Below are 14,344 nucleotides of genomic sequence, written 5' to 3' on the forward strand. Positions count from 1 at the left end.
TCTTCTTCGATGCGGGCGGGCCTATCAGAGCTCTTTGACGCGCTCCAGCACCGCGTCGGCATGGCCCGGCACCTTCACCTTGCGCCAGACCTCGGCGAGCCGCCCCTCGGCGTCGATCAGGAAGGTCGCGCGCTCGATACCCATGAAGGTCTTGCCGTACATCTTCTTCTCGACCCAGACGCCGAAATCCTCCGAGGTCGAGCCCGCCTCGTCGGAGAGAAGCGGCACGGTGAGCGACTTCTTGGCCATGAACTTGTCATGGCTCGCGAGGCTGTCCTTGGAGATGCCGTAGACCTTCACGCCGGCGGCTTCGAACTCGGGCAGGAGGCGGGTGAAATCCTCGTTCTCCTTGGTGCAGCCCGAGGTGTCGTCGCGGGGGTAGAAGAACAGCACCACCGGCGCGCCGCGCAGCGCCGAGAGCGTCACCTCGGCGCCGCCGGTCACCGGCAGGGTAAAGTCGGGGGCCATCTCGCCGCGCTCGGGCATCCTGTCATCCTCTTGATCGTGACCGCGCTGCCCCGTTCCCAAAGTGGTCGGTTTCGCGCTAGTGAATGTATCGCAGGCGCGAGGATAAACCGGCGGGGCGTGGCTTCCAGTGGCGGAGAGCAAAAAATCGAAAGCGGGATGGCTGGGCCGCTTGGGCCGGGTCAGCGGCTGGAGCCTGGGGCTGATCCTCTCGGTCGGGGCCATGGCGGGGCTGATCCTCTATGCGCTGCTCGGCCGGCCGATCGACGCGCCGGGCTGGCTGAGCGAGCGTATCGAGACCCGGCTCGAGGAGGCGCTGCCGGGCTTCGACCTCGAGTTCAGCGCGCTGCGGCTGCAGCTTCTCTCCGAAGGGCTGGTGCGGGTCGGGCTGACCGATGTGCGGCTCCGGGCCGAGGCCACGGGCGCCGAGGTCGCGAGCCTGGGCGAGCTGCGCGCGGGGCTCTCGGCGCGGGCGCTCCTGTCGCGCGAGATCGCGCTGGAAGAGGCCGAGGCCTCGGGGCTTCTCCTGACCATGGAGCGCGACGAGGCCGGCGCGCTCAGCCTCGGGCTGACGCTCGGGCAGGGCGGCGCGCGCCCCGATTTGCCCACGGTGATTGCCCGGATCGACGAGGCGCTCGGCACGCCGAGGCTAGACGGGCTCGACCGGGTCGGCATCGACGGCATCACGCTCCGCTACGAGGACGCCCGCGCCCGCCGCGGCTGGACCGCCGACGGCGGCACGCTGGTCGCCGAACGGGTGGCCGGCGCGCTGCGGCTTAGGGGCGAGATCGCGCTTCTGGGCGGCGAGACGGGCCTCGGCCTTGTCGAGATCGACGCCGAAAGCGACATCGGCGCGCAGGACGTGAGCTTCGGGCTGAGCCTCGACACGCTGGCCTCGGGCGACATCGCCACGCAAAGCCCGGCGCTGGCCTGGCTCGAGGCGATCCGCGCGCCGATCTCGGGCGACCTGCGCGGCTATCTCGACGAAAGCGGCGCGCTTGGCGGGCTCGACGTGACGCTGGCCATCGGCGAGGGCGCGCTGCAGCCGACGCCGGGGGCGACGCCCGTGGCCTTCGCCGGGGCCCGCACCGCCTTCGGCTACATCCCGCAGACCGGGCAGCTCCGCTTTACCGAGATCTCGGTCGACAGCGCCTTCGGCCGGGCCGAGGCCGAGGGCCGCGTCTCGCTGACCGAAGAGGGCGCCTTCGTCGGGCAGTTCACCCTGGCCGACCTCTCGACCAACCCGCAGGACATCTTCGGCGCGCCGCTCGAGATCGACCGCGCCGAGGCCGACATGCGGCTGAGCCTCGATCCCTTCCGGCTGGAACTGGGCCGCTTCCGGGTGGTGGACCCCGAGATGCCGCTGCGCGCCTCGGGCCGGGCCGAGGCCGGGCAGGACGGCTGGCGCGTCGCGCTCGACGCCGAGATCGCCGAGACCACGCCGGGCATCGTGACCACCTATTGGCCCGCGCGGCTGGCGCCCCAGACCCGCAACTGGGTGCTCGCCAATGTCGAGACCGGGCGGCTCCGCGACGCCAGGATCGCGCTGCGTTTCGCGCCCGACCGCGCGGCGCCCCTGCGCTACATCGACCTGCGCTTCGAGGAGGCGCGGGTGCGTTTCGCCGAGACCCTGCCGCCGGTCGAATCCGCCGAAGGGCAGCTGGTGATCCACGGCGACCGGCTGGCGGTCATGGTCGATCGCGGCACCGCCCATCCCGCCGAGGGCGGGCCGATCGATTTGGGCGGCAGCACCTTCGTGATCGCCGACGGCTCGCAGAAACCCGCGACCGGCGAGCTGCGGCTCGACACGCGCTCCTCGGTGACGGCGCTTCTGTCCTTTCTCGACGCCGACCCGATGCGGGTCATGCAGCGCGCCAACCGCCCCGTGGCGCTGATCGACGGGGAGATCGCGGCGACCGGCACCCTGCGGCTGCCGCTCCGCAGCGGCATCCGGCTGCGCGACATGCAGATCGACCTCACCGGCACCGTGGCGAACGCCACGAGCGAGAGCCTGGTGCCGAACCGAACACTCACCGCCGAGCGGCTCGACGTGGCGGTCACCGAGACCGGGCTGACCGTCTCTGGGCAGGCGGCGCTCTCAGACGTGCCGCTCCGGAGCCGCTTCGCGCTGCCCTTCGGCGAGGCACAGGGCGAGCCCGCCCGGGTCGAGGCCGAGGTGACGCTGTCCGACAGCGCCGCGCGGGCCTTCGGCGTGACCCTGCCCGAGGGCTTCCTGCGCGGCAGCGGGCCCGGGCGCTTCACCCTGACGCTGGCCCCCGAGACGCCGCCGCGCTTCGAGCTGACCTCGGAGCTGGCGGGCCTTGCCCTCTCGATCCCGGCGATCAACTGGGGCCTCTCGCGCGAGGCGACGGGCCGCTTCGAGCTTGCGGGCAGCCTTGGCGAGCGCGTCAGCCTCGAGGGCCTCCGGCTGTCCGGCGCGGGATTGCAGGCGCGGGGCAACGTGGCGCTCTCAGACGAAGGCGGCTTCCAGCGGCTCGACCTGCCGGAAGTCTCGGTGGGCGGCTGGTTCGACGGGGCGGTGACGCTCAGCGCGCGCGGCGCCGGGCGCCCGCCCGCCATCGCGATCAACGGCGGCACGCTGGACCTGCGCCGGGCCGAGCTGGGCGGCAGCGGCGGTGCGGTCGGCGGGGGCGGCGCGCCGATCCCGCTCTCGGTATCGCTCGACCGGCTCTATGTGACCGAGGGCATCATCCTGCGCGGCCTCTCGGGCGACTTCCAGGTCGCGGGCGGGCTCAACGGCCGCTTCACCTCGGGGCTCGAGGGCGACGGCGTGCGGATCAGCGGCGCGGCGGTGCCGCAGAACGGCGGCACGGCGATCCGGCTGGAATCCGACAACGCCGGCGCGGTGCTCGAAGCCGCGGGGCTCTTCCGGCAGGTCGACGACGGGACGCTCGACATGACGCTGGTGCCGGTCCGGGGCGCGCGCGGCACCTATGACGGGCGGCTCAAGGTCAGCGACGCGCGGCTGCGCGACGCGCCGATCCTGGGCGCGCTGCTCGACGCGGTCTCCATCGTCGGCATCATCGACCAGCTCGAGGGGCCGGGGATCTATTTCTCCGACGTGGACGCGCAGTTCCGCCTGACCCCGCGCCAGCTGGTGATCGAACGCGCCGCGGCGGTCGGCCCCTCGATGGGCATTTCGGTCGACGGCTACCTCGACCTCGCCAACCGGCGGATCGACGTGCAGGGGGTCTTCTCGCCGATCTACTTCCTGAACGGGGTGGGCCAGCTTCTGACCCGCCCGGGCGAGGGGCTCTTCGGCTTCAACTTCAACGTGACCGGCGCGATGGCCGAGCCCCGGGTTGCGGTCAATCCGCTTTCGGTGTTCACACCCGGCATGTTCCGCGAGATCTTCCGGCGCCCGCCGCCGAGCCCGGGGAACTGATCCCGAGACCGCACCGAAGACCACCCGAGGCCCGCCCGAGATGCTGCTTTCCGATTTCGATTTCGACCTGCCCGAGGACCGGATCGCGACCCGGCCCGCGCGGCCGCGCTCCTCCGCGCGGCTCCTGGTGGCCGAGGGCCCTGCCACCCATGACGCGGTGGTGCGCGATCTGCCCGACTGGCTGCGTCCCGGCGACCGGCTGGTGCTGAACGACACTCGGGTGATCCCGGCGCGACTCTCCGGCACCCGGCGGCGCGATGGCCCCGAAGGCCCGACCGAGGCGCGGATCGAGGTGACGCTCCTCGAGCCGCAGGCCGACGGCAGCTGGGGCGCGCTGGTCAAGCCACTGAAGAAGCTGCGCGAGGGCGAGGAGGTGATTTTCTCCGAGGATCTCTCCGCCACGCTCGAGGGCAAGGAGGACGGCCAGGCGCGGCTGCGCTTCAACCTCTCGGGCGAGGATTTCGACGCCGCCCTGGCCGAGGCCGGGGCCATGCCGCTGCCGCCCTATATCGCCGCCAAGCGCCCCGCCGACGCCCGCGACAAGGAGGACTACCAGACCATCTGGGCCCGCCGCTCGGGCGCGGTCGCGGCGCCCACGGCGTCCCTGCATTTCGACGCGCCGCTCCTTGAGGCGTTAAAGGCCCGCGGCGTCACCTTCAGCCATGTCACCCTGCACGTGGGGGCGGGCACCTTCCTGCCGGTCAAGGTCGAGGATGTGACCACCCACAAGATGCACGCCGAATGGGGCGAGGTCAGCGCCGAGGCCGCGGAGGAGATCGCCGCGACCCGCGCCGCGGGCGGGCGGATCATCCCCGTCGGCACCACCGCCCTGCGCCTGATCGAAAGTGCTGCGCGCGAGACCGGCGCCATCGCGCCTTTCGCGGGCGAGACCGACATCTTCATCTATCCCGGCTTCACCTTCCGGGTGACGGACGCGCTGATGACCAATTTCCACCTGCCGAAATCGACGCTGATGATGCTGGTGGCGGCCCTCATGGGGCGCGAGCGGATCCTGGAAATCTACGGCCACGCCATCGCCGAGCGCTACCGGTTCTTCTCCTACGGGGACGCCTCGCTGCTGATCCCCTGAGCCGAAAGTGCCGTTTGCGACAGACCCCTGTCGCGGGCCCGTTGTGACCCCCCGGAGAATCGCGCTAAGGCGGCGGCGAAACGACAGGGGACACCCGCCATGATCCAGGTATTCAACAGCTCCTGGGCCCTGCTTCTGGGCATGACGCTCTTGATGGTCGGCAACGGCCTTCAGGGCTCGCTCCTGGGTGTCAGGGGCTCGGCGCAGGGCTTTTCGCCCTTCATGATGTCGATCGTCATGGCGGCCTATTTCCTGGGCTTCATCATCGCCTCGCAGATGACCCCGCGAATGATCCAGCGGGTCGGCCATGTGCGGGTCTTCGCGGCCCTCGGCTCGATCGTCTCGGCGGTGCTGATCCTGTTCCCCGCGCTGCCCTATGCGCCCTTCTGGGTCGCGGGCCGGGTGGTCCTGGGCTTTGCCTTCTGCGGTCTCTACGTCACCGCCGAGAGCTGGCTGAACAACTCCTCGACCAACGAGACCCGGGGCCAGGCGCTGTCGCTCTACATGATCGTGCAGATGGTCGGCATCATCGCCGCCCAGGCGATCCTGAACCTGCCGGACCAGTCGGGCTTCCTGCTTTTCGTGATCCCCTCGGTGCTGGTCTCGCTGGCCTTCGCGCCGATCCTTCTGAGCATCTCTCCGACGCCGGCCTTCGAGTCGACCAAGCGGATGACGCTGGGCCAGCTCTTCCAGTCCTCGCCCCTGGGCTGCGTCGGCATGGCGCTCATGGGCTCGGTCTTCGCGGCGCAGTTCGGCATGGCGGCGGTCTTCGCCACCGAGGCCGGGCTGAGCCTGGCGCAGACCTCGATCTTCGTGGCGGCCTTCTACACCGGCGCGCTGATCTTGCAGTATCCCTTGGGCTATGTCTCCGACCGCATGGACCGGCGCCTGCTGATCTCCATCGTGGCGGGCGTCGGCGGCGCCGCGGCCGTGGTGGCCTCGCTTTTCTCCGAGCAGTTCCTGGTGCTGGTCGGCGCGGCCTTCATGATCGGCGGCGCGGCCAACCCGCTTTATTCGCTGCTGATCGCCCATACCAACGACTTCCTCGAGTTCGAGGACATGGCGGCGGCCTCGGCGGGGCTGCAGTTCCTGAACGGCGTCTTCGCGGTCATGGGCCCGATCCTGACCGGTTTCCTGATGACCACTTCGGGGCCCGCGGCCTTCTTCGTGCTGATCGCCATCCCGATGCTGATGCTCATGGGCTACGCGCTCTGGCGCGCCTCGCGCCGTCCGACCGCCGATGACACCAACGACTACATCCCGGTGATGCCGACCGCCTCGATGGTGGCCATGGGCGCCGCGCAGGACTGGGCGATCGAGACCGCCGAGGCCGAGGCCGACGACGAGGAGGACGCGGATCCCGCGTCCCCCGCCGCCCGCCCGGGTGCTGCGGGCTGAGGCGCAACCCTGTCACATCGTTGACATAAAAGGTGATTGTGCCCTCCGGCGCGCGCGTGATTACCCTTGGGGAAGGGTAGTGATGTTGGACGAGGGAGCGGAGCCATGACCGCCGGACCCGAGGAGATATTGGCCTTCTGGCTCGACGAGGTCGGACCGGAAGGATGGTACAAGCAGGAGGACGCGCTCGACGCCGAGATCGCCCGGCGCTTCGGGCCCAGCTACGAGGCGGCTATGGAGGGCCATCACGCGCTCTGGCTGACCTATCCCTCGGGGGTGCTGGCCTATGTGATCCTGATCGACCAGTTCGCCCGCAACATGTTCCGCGGCTCGGCCCGGGCCTTCGCCGGCGACCAGATCGCGCTCGCGGCGGCGAAACAGGCGATCCGCAAGCAGTGGGACCTGAGGATCGATCCGCCGGCGCGGCAGTTCTTCTACCTGCCCTTGATGCATTCGGAGAACCTCTGCGACCAGGAGCAATGCGTGCGCCTGATGAAGGAGCGGATGCCCGAGGCCGAGAGCAACCTGCTGCACGCCCGCGTGCACCGCGAGGTGATCCGGCTCTTCGGGCGGTTCCCCTACCGCAATGGCGCGCTCGGCCGGAAGACGACCTCGCAGGAGGAGCGCTTCGCCGAGGACGGCGGCTACGGCGCGCTCCTGCGCGAGATGCAGGCGGAGAAGGCGGCGTAGGGGGGGGCTTGTTGGGACAAAAGCCGCTCACGCCGAACGACCGCTTCTTGCGCCCGAATAGCATCGAAGATGCCGGGCGCGCGCCGGCCCGGCCCGATGGGCCGGCGCTCCTGGGGATGGCGCGCTTAGCCTGCCTCTAGCCCTGACCTTGTTGGGATAAAGCGCTTAGCTTTGAGGTCAGCAGCGCCGACCCCCGGTCCGGCGCGCGCCCTTTGTTCGGGATGGGTGGTAGGGCGGTAGGGCGCGTCTTGGGGCGCGGCGTCCATGACAAGCGTTCGCACTGAGATACTCGGGCCAAATCAAGGCTCTTCTTGCGCCCGAATAGCACCGAAGGTGCCGGGCGCACGCCGGACCGGCCCGATGGGCCGGCGCTCCTTGGGGTGGCGTGCTTAGCCTGCCTCTGGTCCTGACCTTGCCGGGATAAAGCGCCTTGCTCAGAGGTCGGCAGCGCCGGCCCCCGGTCCGGCGCGCGCCCTCTGTTGGGGGGGGGTGGAGAGGGCGGTAGGGCGCAGGTTTGAGTGGTGTCGCTCGAGGCAGGCGCTCGCGCTGAAGCGCAGGGTTTCAGCCTCACCCCTACCTGCGCCCTCTCTTGCGCGGGGTGGCGCCGCGTCCCAGACCAACCGTCACAAAAAAAAGGGCCGCCCCTCACGGACGGCCCCGTCACTCTCCGCAAAGGCGCGGCAAACACCACGCCCGGCAGCACCTCACCCGCTCTTCGCCCCGATTCCCAGCTCCGCGATCCGGCGCTCGAGGAACGACCGCCCGCGGCGTTCGGCGAGGCGGACGCGCATGCAGGTGAGATATTCCTCCTCGAGCGTCGTCGAGGCGGCGGCGAGAACCTCGGCCACCTCGACGTGCAGCCGGTCCTCGCCCGAGGCGTCCATCGCCGCCAGGGTGTCCCGGGCGAGCCGGTCGGCGAGCTCGGTGATATAGGAGGCCATCGCCGCCGCCTTACCGCGTCGTCTCGGTCAGGCGCCGCTTCACGTAGCCGGTGACCGTGTCGATCATGGTCTCCATATGCGGCTCCTCGAAGAAATGGCCGGAGCCCTCGATCTCTTCGTGGGTGATGGTGATGCCCTTCTGGTCCTGCAGCTTGCCCACCAGCTGGCGAGTGTCGCCGGGGGTCGCCACGCGGTCGGCGGTGCCGTTCACGATCAGGCCCGAAGAGGGGCAGGGCGCCAGGAAGGAGAAGTCATACATGTTGGCCGGCGGGCTCGCCGAGATGAAGCCGGTGATCTCGGGCCGGCGCATCAGGAGCTGCATGCCGATCCAGGCCCCGAAGGAGAAACCCGCGACCCAGCAATGCTTCGAATTGGCGTTGAGCGACTGCAGGTAATCGAGCGCGGCGGCCGCATCGGACAGCTCGCCCACCCCCTGGTCGTATTCGCCCTGGCTGCGCCCGACCCCGCGGAAATTGAACCGCATGACGGTGAAGCCCATGTTGTAGAAGGCGTAATGCAGGTTGTAGACAACCTTGTTGTTCATCGTGCCGCCGAACTGCGGATGCGGATGCAGCACGATGGCGATCGGCGCGTCGCGGTCCTTTTGCGGGTGGTAACGGCCTTCGAGGCGGCCTTCGGGTCCGGGAAAAATAACCTCGGGCATGAGGCGCGAAGCTCCTTTGGATACGGGAAATCTTGACGACTTCCCTCAACCTATTTAGAACAATTCTAAATCCGGGGCTGCGCCCCTTTTGACTCCGTGCGAGATAGGCAAACCGGGGATTGAGGTCAATCGCCGCATGGGGCAAACCGGCTTGGCCGCGAAGGAGCGACGCGATGAAACTCAGCACCAAGGGCCGTTACGCGATGGTCGCGCTTGTCGATATCGCGATGCAGCCCGAGGGGGACCTCGTGACCCTCTCGGATATCGCGCGGCGGCAGGACATTTCGCTGGCCTATCTCGAACAGCTCTTCGTGAAGCTGCGCCGGGCGGAGCTGGTGACCTCGGTCCGCGGCCCCGGCGGCGGCTACCGGCTGTCGCGGCCCTCGACCGAGATCCGCGTGGTCGACGTGCTTTCCGCCGTCGACGAGACGGTGGACGCCATGCACAAGGGCGCCGGCGCCTCGGGCGGGCTCTCTGGGTCGAAGGCGCAGTCGCTGTCGAACCGGCTCTGGCAGGGGCTCTCGGCGCATGTCTATGTCTTCCTGCACCAGACCCGGCTTTCCGACGTGGTGGGCAACGCGCTGGTGCCATGCCCGGCGGTGCCCTCGCTCTTTGCCGTGGTGGACGACAGCTGATGCCCGGCAGCGCTTCACCGATCCGCAGGGCGGGCGCCGCCGTATTCCCGGAAAGCCACGCTTTGCCAAGACAAGGGGGCCGGCCGTGAGCCAGAGGGTCTATCTTGACTGGAACGCCACCGCGCCGCTGCGGCGCGAGGCGCGCGACGCGATGATCGCGGCCATGGACCAGGTCGGCAATCCCTCCTCGGTGCATGCCGAAGGCCGCGCCGCCAAGTCCATCCTCGAGACCGCGCGCCGCCAGGTGGCGACCGCGCTCGGGGCCGACGGGGCGGATGTGATCTTCCTCTCGGGCGCCACCGAGGCTGCGGCGCTGGGGCTCGCGGGGCGCGCGCTCAAGGGCGGCGACATCGAACATGACGCCGTGGCGGCCTGGATCGAGCCAAGCCTGCCGGTCGACGGCGATGGCCGGGTCACGGTGGACGATCCGGGCGACAGCGTTCTGCAGGCCGCCAACAGCGAGACCGGCGTGATCCAGCGCCTGCCCGAGGGGCTGGCCCTGACCGATGCCACCCAGGTCTTCGGCAAACGGCCCTTCGCATTCAACTGGACCGGCGCGCGCATGGCCATCGTCTCGGCGCACAAGCTCGGCGGGCCCAAGGGCGTCGGCGCGCTGGTCATGCCGCGCGGCACCGATCTCGCGGCGCAGATCCGCGGCGGCGGCCAGGAGATGGGGCGCCGCTCGGGCACCGAGAACCTGATCGGCATCGCCGGCTTCGGCGCCGCGGCCCAGGCCGCCGCCGCCGATCTGGACGCGGATCGCTGGGCGGAGATCGAAAAACTTAGAAACATTCTAGAAGAAGCCGTTGCAGAGGCCGCGCCCGAGGTTAAGTTCATGGGCAAGGCGGCGCCGCGCCTGCCCAACACCAGTTGTTTCTCGGTGCCGGGCTGGAAAGGCGAGACGCAGGTCATGCAGATGGACCTCGCCGGCTTCGCGATCAGCGCGGGCTCGGCCTGTTCCTCGGGCAAGGTCCGCGAGAGCCGCGTGCTGAGGGCGATGGGCGCGGATGCCGCGACCGCCTCCGGCGCGATCAGGGTCAGCCTCGGGCTCGAGACGACGGAAGAAGACGTGATGCGCTTTGCCCAGACCTGGGCGCGGCACAGGGACAAACACCGGGCGCGGGCGGCCTGACAGGGCCGGTACGCGCGACAGAAGCAGGATTAGGAAAGGTCGGACGATGACAGCTCTCGACACTCCCGAAGTGAAGGAAGGCGTCGACCAGGAAACGGTCGACAAGGTCCGCAACCTCGGCGGCAAGTACAAATACGGCTGGGAAACCGACATCGAGATGGAATACGCGCCGAAAGGGCTGACGCCCGACATCGTGCGCCTCATCTCCGAGAAAAACGAAGAGCCCGAGTGGATGACCGAATGGCGTCTGCAGGCCTATGAGCGCTGGCTCCAGAAGGAAGAGCCGAACTGGGCGATGGTCGACTATCCCCAGATCGACTTCCAGAACCAGTATTACTACGCCCGCCCGAAGAGCATGGAAGAGAAGCCGAAGTCGCTCGACGAGGTGGATCCGAAGCTCCTCGAGACCTACGAGAAGCTGGGCATCCCGCTGCGCGAGCAGATGATCCTCGCCGGCGTCGAGGGCGCCGAAGAGACGGCTCCCGCCGAGGGCCGCGAGAGCGAGCGCAAGGTCGCCGTGGACGCGGTCTTCGACAGCGTGTCGGTCGGCACCACCTTCCAGAAGGAACTGGAAAAGGCCGGCGTGATCTTCTGCTCGATCTCCGAGGCGATCCGCAATCACCCCGAACTGGTGAAGAAATACCTCGGATCGGTCGTGCCGGTCTCGGACAACTTCTACGCCACGCTGAACTCGGCGGTCTTCTCGGACGGCTCCTTCGTCTACGTGCCGCCGGGCGTGCGCTGCCCGATGGAGCTCTCGACCTATTTCCGTATCAACGCCGAGAACACCGGCCAGTTCGAGCGGACGCTGATCATCGCCGACAAGGGCTCCTACGTGTCCTACCTCGAAGGCTGCACCGCGCCCCAGCGCGACCAGGCGCAGTTGCACGCCGCGGTGGTCGAGATCATCGCCGAGGAAGACGCCGAGGTGAAGTATTCCACCGTGCAGAACTGGTTCCCCGGGGACGAGGAAGGCCGCGGCGGCATCTACAACTTCGTGACCAAGCGCGCCGATTGCCGGGGTGACCGCTCCAAGGTGATGTGGACCCAGGTCGAGACCGGCTCCGCGGTGACCTGGAAGTATCCCTCCTGCATCCTGCGCGGCAACGAGAGCCAGGGCGAGTTCTACTCGATCGCGATCACCAACAACCATCAGCAGGCCGACACCGGCACCAAGATGGTGCACCTGGGCAAGAACACCCGCTCGCGGATCGTCTCCAAGGGCATCTCGGCGGGGCAGGCGCAGAACACCTACCGCGGGCTTGTCTCGATGCACCCCAAGGCGGTGAACTCGCGCAACTACACCCAGTGCGACAGCCTGTTGATCGGCGACAAATGCGGGGCCCACACGGTTCCCTACATCGAGGTCAAGAACAACTCGAGCCGGGTGGAGCACGAGGCCACGACCTCCAAGGTCGATGACGACCAGATGTTCTACTGCCGCCAGCGCGGCATGGACGAGGAAGAGGCCGTGGCGCTGATCGTCAACGGTTTCGCCAAGGAGGTGCTGCAGGCCCTGCCCATGGAGTTTGCCATGGAAGCCCAGCAGCTCGTGGCGATCTCGCTCGAAGGCTCCGTCGGCTAAGCCGGCGCGCGGGGAGCGGGCCTTGGGCGGCGCGGCAAAGGGCCCTCAGCGGGCCAAGGGGCAGGGGGCGCACCCCCCGGCCACCGCGGCCCGCCGGGCCCTGACGGGAGCGGCGAGATGCTGAAGTTCGCCCTCCTGCCCGCCTTTCTGACCGGGGTTTTCTGCCTGGGCTTCTCGGTCGTGGTGAACGCCGTGGCCGGGGCCCTCGACCTCGGGGTCTTCCTGGGGATCTCGTTCCTCTCGGGGTTCCTCGGCAATATCTTCGCCCAGCTCGTCACCGGCAGGAGAAAGAAATGAGCGCCGAACTTCTGGCCTATCTGCTGCTGAAAAGCGCGGGCGCAGGCATCGGGGCGGCCATCGGCGCCTTCATCGGGCTGATGATCCGCGCCCGCCGGGGCAACCGGCAGGGCCTAATCATGGGCTCGATCACGCTGACCTCCATGGTGGCCGGCCTGGCCGCGCTGCTGTTCCTGATGATCATCAACTACGCGATGCTGCCGTCATGATCCTGTCGACCACGCATACCCTCGAGGGCCGCCCGATCCGCGACTACCGCGGCATCGTCGTTGGTGAGGCGATCATGGGCGCCAATGTCTTCCGGGACTTCTTCGCCCAGGTCACCGATATCGTCGGCGGCCGCTCGGGCGCCTATGAGGCCAAGCTCGAGGATGCCCGCGACACCGCCATGCGCGAGCTGGAAGCCCGCGCGCGGCAGGCCGGGGCCAATGCCGTGGTCGGCATCGATATCGACTACGAGGTCGTGGGCGAGTCGATGCTCATGGTCTCGGTCTCCGGCACCGCCGTCCTGGTGGAGGACATCTGAGCCATGGCCAAGGACCGCATCGAGGACAGCACCGAGGCCGAGATCCGCCGCCTGGCGGAGATCCTCGCGCCTGCGCGGCTGACCGAGATCGTGGACATCGGCGCCAATCCGACCGAACTGCCGGTCTACATGCCGCTGGTCGCGGCGGGGGCGGCCCGGGTCACCGGCTTCGAGCCGCAGCCCTCGGCCTTCGCGGAGCTGGCCGACCGGCAGGGCCCGCATGAGCGCTACCTGCCGCATGCGGTGGGCGACGGCACCGAAGGCACGCTGAACGTCTGCCGCTCGGGCGGCTTCACCTCGCTTTTCACGCCGGACCGTCGCGCGCAGGACTACCTGAACAAGCCGCGCTGGTCGCGCATGACCGAGGTCCGCGAGCGGATCGGGATCGAGACCCGGCGGCTCGACGACATCGCCGAGATCGAGCGGCTCGACCTCCTGAAGATCGACATCCAGGGCGGCGAGCTGGCGGTTTTCGAGAACGGCCGGAGCCGGCTGGCGCGGACGCTGGCGGTGATCACCGAGGTGGCTTTCATGCCGCTTTACGAGGATCAGCCGCTCCTGCACGACCAGATGCGCGAGCTGACGGGGCAGGGCTTCCAGCTGCACAGCTTCCTGAGCAGCGCGGGCGCGCAGATGCGCGAGGCGGCGGAGCTGCCGCTGAAGCCGCGCAGTCTTTCGCCGCAGCTTCTGGACGGCGACGCGCTGTTCCTGCGCGACCCGCGCGACATGCAGGACTTCTCGGAAGAGGAGCTGAAGCACTACGCGCTGATCGCCGCGGGCGCGCTGCGGCTGCCCGACCTGGTGGCGCGCTGCCTGCGCGCGCTGATCGGGCGCGGCGCGCTGCCCGAGACGGCCTTTGCCGCCTATACCGAGATCCTGCAGGGGGCCGCGCGGCGATGACCGGCACCGAGGTCATATCCCGCCCCGAGCTCACCATGCCCGAGGCCGAGGCCGCGCTTCTGCGCGCCGAATACGCCCGCGCCGAGGTGATCCTCGAATACGGCTCGGGCGGCTCCACGGTGCTGGCGGGCGAGATGCCCGGCAAGCAGGTGACCTCGGTCGAATCCGACCCCGACTGGGCGCGGATGATGCAGGGCTGGTTCGCCGCCCATCCGCCCGCCGAGGGGACCCAGGTCGAGGTGCTCTGGTCCGACATCGGCGCCACCCGCGAATGGGGGCACCCGGTCGATGACACCGAATGGAAGCGCTACCCGCGCTACCCGCTCGAGGTCTGGACCAAGGAAGGCTTTCGCCAGCCGCAGGTGGTGCTGGTGGACGGCCGATTCCGGCAGGGCTGCGCGCTCGCCGCGAAATTCCTGGCCCGGACCCCTCTCACGCTGCTCTTCGATGATTACGTGCAGCGCAGGCATTACCACCAGGTCGAGGAATTCCTCGGCCCCCCAGAGATCACGGGCCGCATGGCCCGGTTCGAGATCATCCCGGAGCCCATCCCGCCCGCGCGGCTGCTCCGGATCATGCAGTTGATGGTGCGCCCCTGAGGCCTGGCACCGAAGG

15 protein-coding genes are annotated in these 14,344 nt (G+C 69.1%); 12 read left to right on the forward strand and 3 right to left on the reverse strand.

The genetic code is table 11. The annotated features are described in order from the left end of the window. Positions 1-24: 24 nt before the first annotated feature. The gene (locus LR948_RS04580; protein WP_232752785.1) at positions 25-486 is read right to left on the reverse strand and encodes a peroxiredoxin; all 462 of its coding nucleotides are present in this window, start codon (positions 484-486) and stop codon (positions 25-27) included. A 151-nt stretch (positions 487-637) separates the two neighbouring features. Between LR948_RS04580 and LR948_RS04585 the strand changes: the two genes are divergently transcribed. From LR948_RS04585 to LR948_RS04600, 4 genes are all read left to right on the forward strand, one after another. Continuing rightward, positions 638-3,871, forward strand: a complete 3,234-nt coding sequence (locus LR948_RS04585; RefSeq protein WP_232752786.1) for an AsmA-like C-terminal region-containing protein — start codon at positions 638-640, stop codon at positions 3,869-3,871. A 40-nt stretch (positions 3,872-3,911) separates the two neighbouring features. After that, complete coding sequence (queA, locus tag LR948_RS04590; RefSeq protein WP_232752787.1) at positions 3,912-4,961, forward strand: tRNA preQ1(34) S-adenosylmethionine ribosyltransferase-isomerase QueA; 1,050 nt, start codon at positions 3,912-3,914, stop codon at positions 4,959-4,961. Between the two features lie 99 nt (positions 4,962-5,060). After that, positions 5,061-6,359 (forward strand): MFS transporter, encoded by a 1,299-nt coding sequence (locus LR948_RS04595; protein WP_232752788.1) that lies wholly within the window; start codon positions 5,061-5,063, stop codon positions 6,357-6,359. A 105-nt stretch (positions 6,360-6,464) separates the two neighbouring features. After that, complete coding sequence (locus tag LR948_RS04600) at positions 6,465-7,049, forward strand: DUF924 family protein (RefSeq protein ID WP_232752789.1); 585 nt, start codon at positions 6,465-6,467, stop codon at positions 7,047-7,049. A gap of 704 nt (positions 7,050-7,753) precedes the next feature. Here the strand turns inward: LR948_RS04600 and LR948_RS04605 are convergent. Beyond that, positions 7,754-7,990 carry a hypothetical protein gene (locus tag LR948_RS04605; RefSeq protein ID WP_232752790.1) on the reverse strand — a complete coding sequence of 79 codons (237 nt, stop codon included), beginning with the start codon at positions 7,988-7,990 and terminating at the stop codon, positions 7,754-7,756. A gap of 10 nt (positions 7,991-8,000) precedes the next feature. Beyond that, positions 8,001-8,654: an alpha/beta hydrolase gene (locus tag LR948_RS04610; protein WP_232752791.1), complete on the reverse strand. Its 654-nt coding sequence runs from the start codon at positions 8,652-8,654 to the stop codon at positions 8,001-8,003. 173 nt (positions 8,655-8,827) lie between these two features. On the opposite strand from LR948_RS04610, the gene LR948_RS04615 reads away from it, so the two are divergent. The 8 genes from LR948_RS04615 to LR948_RS04650 all read left to right on the forward strand — a co-directional run bounded on the left by LR948_RS04615 (position 8,828) and on the right by LR948_RS04650 (position 14,328). Beyond that, positions 8,828-9,289 carry an Rrf2 family transcriptional regulator gene (locus tag LR948_RS04615; RefSeq protein ID WP_232752792.1) on the forward strand — a complete coding sequence of 154 codons (462 nt, stop codon included), beginning with the start codon at positions 8,828-8,830 and terminating at the stop codon, positions 9,287-9,289. 85 nt (positions 9,290-9,374) lie between these two features. Continuing rightward, positions 9,375-10,421 carry an aminotransferase class V-fold PLP-dependent enzyme gene (locus LR948_RS04620; RefSeq protein ID WP_232752793.1) on the forward strand — a complete coding sequence of 349 codons (1,047 nt, stop codon included), beginning with the start codon at positions 9,375-9,377 and terminating at the stop codon, positions 10,419-10,421. Between the two features lie 46 nt (positions 10,422-10,467). Further along, positions 10,468-12,006 (forward strand): Fe-S cluster assembly protein SufB, encoded by a 1,539-nt coding sequence (sufB, locus tag LR948_RS04625; protein WP_232752794.1) that lies wholly within the window; start codon positions 10,468-10,470, stop codon positions 12,004-12,006. Between the two features lie 117 nt (positions 12,007-12,123). Next, a complete protein-coding gene (locus LR948_RS04630) occupies positions 12,124-12,303 on the forward strand; it encodes a hypothetical protein (RefSeq protein ID WP_232752795.1) in 180 nt (59 codons plus the stop codon). Next, on the forward strand, positions 12,300-12,512 hold the full coding sequence (locus tag LR948_RS04635; protein WP_232752796.1) for a hypothetical protein: 213 nt from the start codon (positions 12,300-12,302) through the stop codon (positions 12,510-12,512). Before LR948_RS04630 ends, LR948_RS04635 begins: the two co-directional genes overlap by 4 nt. Beyond that, positions 12,509-12,829 (forward strand): heavy metal-binding domain-containing protein, encoded by a 321-nt coding sequence (locus tag LR948_RS04640; protein WP_232752797.1) that lies wholly within the window; start codon positions 12,509-12,511, stop codon positions 12,827-12,829. The genes LR948_RS04635 and LR948_RS04640 overlap by 4 nt, the downstream gene beginning before the upstream one ends. Before the next feature lie 3 nt (positions 12,830-12,832). Then, a complete protein-coding gene (locus tag LR948_RS04645; protein WP_232752799.1) occupies positions 12,833-13,729 on the forward strand; it encodes an FkbM family methyltransferase in 897 nt (298 codons plus the stop codon). Further along, a complete protein-coding gene (locus LR948_RS04650) occupies positions 13,726-14,328 on the forward strand; it encodes a hypothetical protein (RefSeq protein WP_232752800.1) in 603 nt (200 codons plus the stop codon). Before LR948_RS04645 ends, LR948_RS04650 begins: the two co-directional genes overlap by 4 nt. The last annotated feature ends 16 nt before the right edge of the window (positions 14,329-14,344 follow it).

The sequence above is a fragment of the Roseivivax sp. GX 12232 genome (genome assembly GCF_021272185.1).
In the GTDB taxonomy this organism is placed as follows: domain Bacteria; phylum Pseudomonadota; class Alphaproteobacteria; order Rhodobacterales; family Rhodobacteraceae; genus Roseivivax.

Coding starts and splice junctions, on each gene's coding strand:
- LR948_RS04580 (WP_232752785.1), bottom strand. CDS start 486: ATGCCCGAGCGCGGCGAGATGGCCCCCGACTTTACCCTGCCGGTGACC.
- queA (WP_232752787.1), top strand. CDS start 3,912: ATGCTGCTTTCCGATTTCGATTTCGACCTGCCCGAGGACCGGATCGCG.
- LR948_RS04595 (WP_232752788.1), top strand. CDS start 5,061: ATGATCCAGGTATTCAACAGCTCCTGGGCCCTGCTTCTGGGCATGACG.
- LR948_RS04600 (WP_232752789.1), top strand. CDS start 6,465: ATGACCGCCGGACCCGAGGAGATATTGGCCTTCTGGCTCGACGAGGTC.
- LR948_RS04605 (WP_232752790.1), bottom strand. CDS start 7,990: ATGGCCTCCTATATCACCGAGCTCGCCGACCGGCTCGCCCGGGACACC.
- LR948_RS04610 (WP_232752791.1), bottom strand. CDS start 8,654: ATGCCCGAGGTTATTTTTCCCGGACCCGAAGGCCGCCTCGAAGGCCGT.
- LR948_RS04615 (WP_232752792.1), top strand. CDS start 8,828: ATGAAACTCAGCACCAAGGGCCGTTACGCGATGGTCGCGCTTGTCGAT.
- sufB (WP_232752794.1), top strand. CDS start 10,468: ATGACAGCTCTCGACACTCCCGAAGTGAAGGAAGGCGTCGACCAGGAA.
- LR948_RS04630 (WP_232752795.1), top strand. CDS start 12,124: ATGCTGAAGTTCGCCCTCCTGCCCGCCTTTCTGACCGGGGTTTTCTGC.
- LR948_RS04635 (WP_232752796.1), top strand. CDS start 12,300: ATGAGCGCCGAACTTCTGGCCTATCTGCTGCTGAAAAGCGCGGGCGCA.
- LR948_RS04640 (WP_232752797.1), top strand. CDS start 12,509: ATGATCCTGTCGACCACGCATACCCTCGAGGGCCGCCCGATCCGCGAC.
- LR948_RS04645 (WP_232752799.1), top strand. CDS start 12,833: ATGGCCAAGGACCGCATCGAGGACAGCACCGAGGCCGAGATCCGCCGC.
- LR948_RS04650 (WP_232752800.1), top strand. CDS start 13,726: ATGACCGGCACCGAGGTCATATCCCGCCCCGAGCTCACCATGCCCGAG.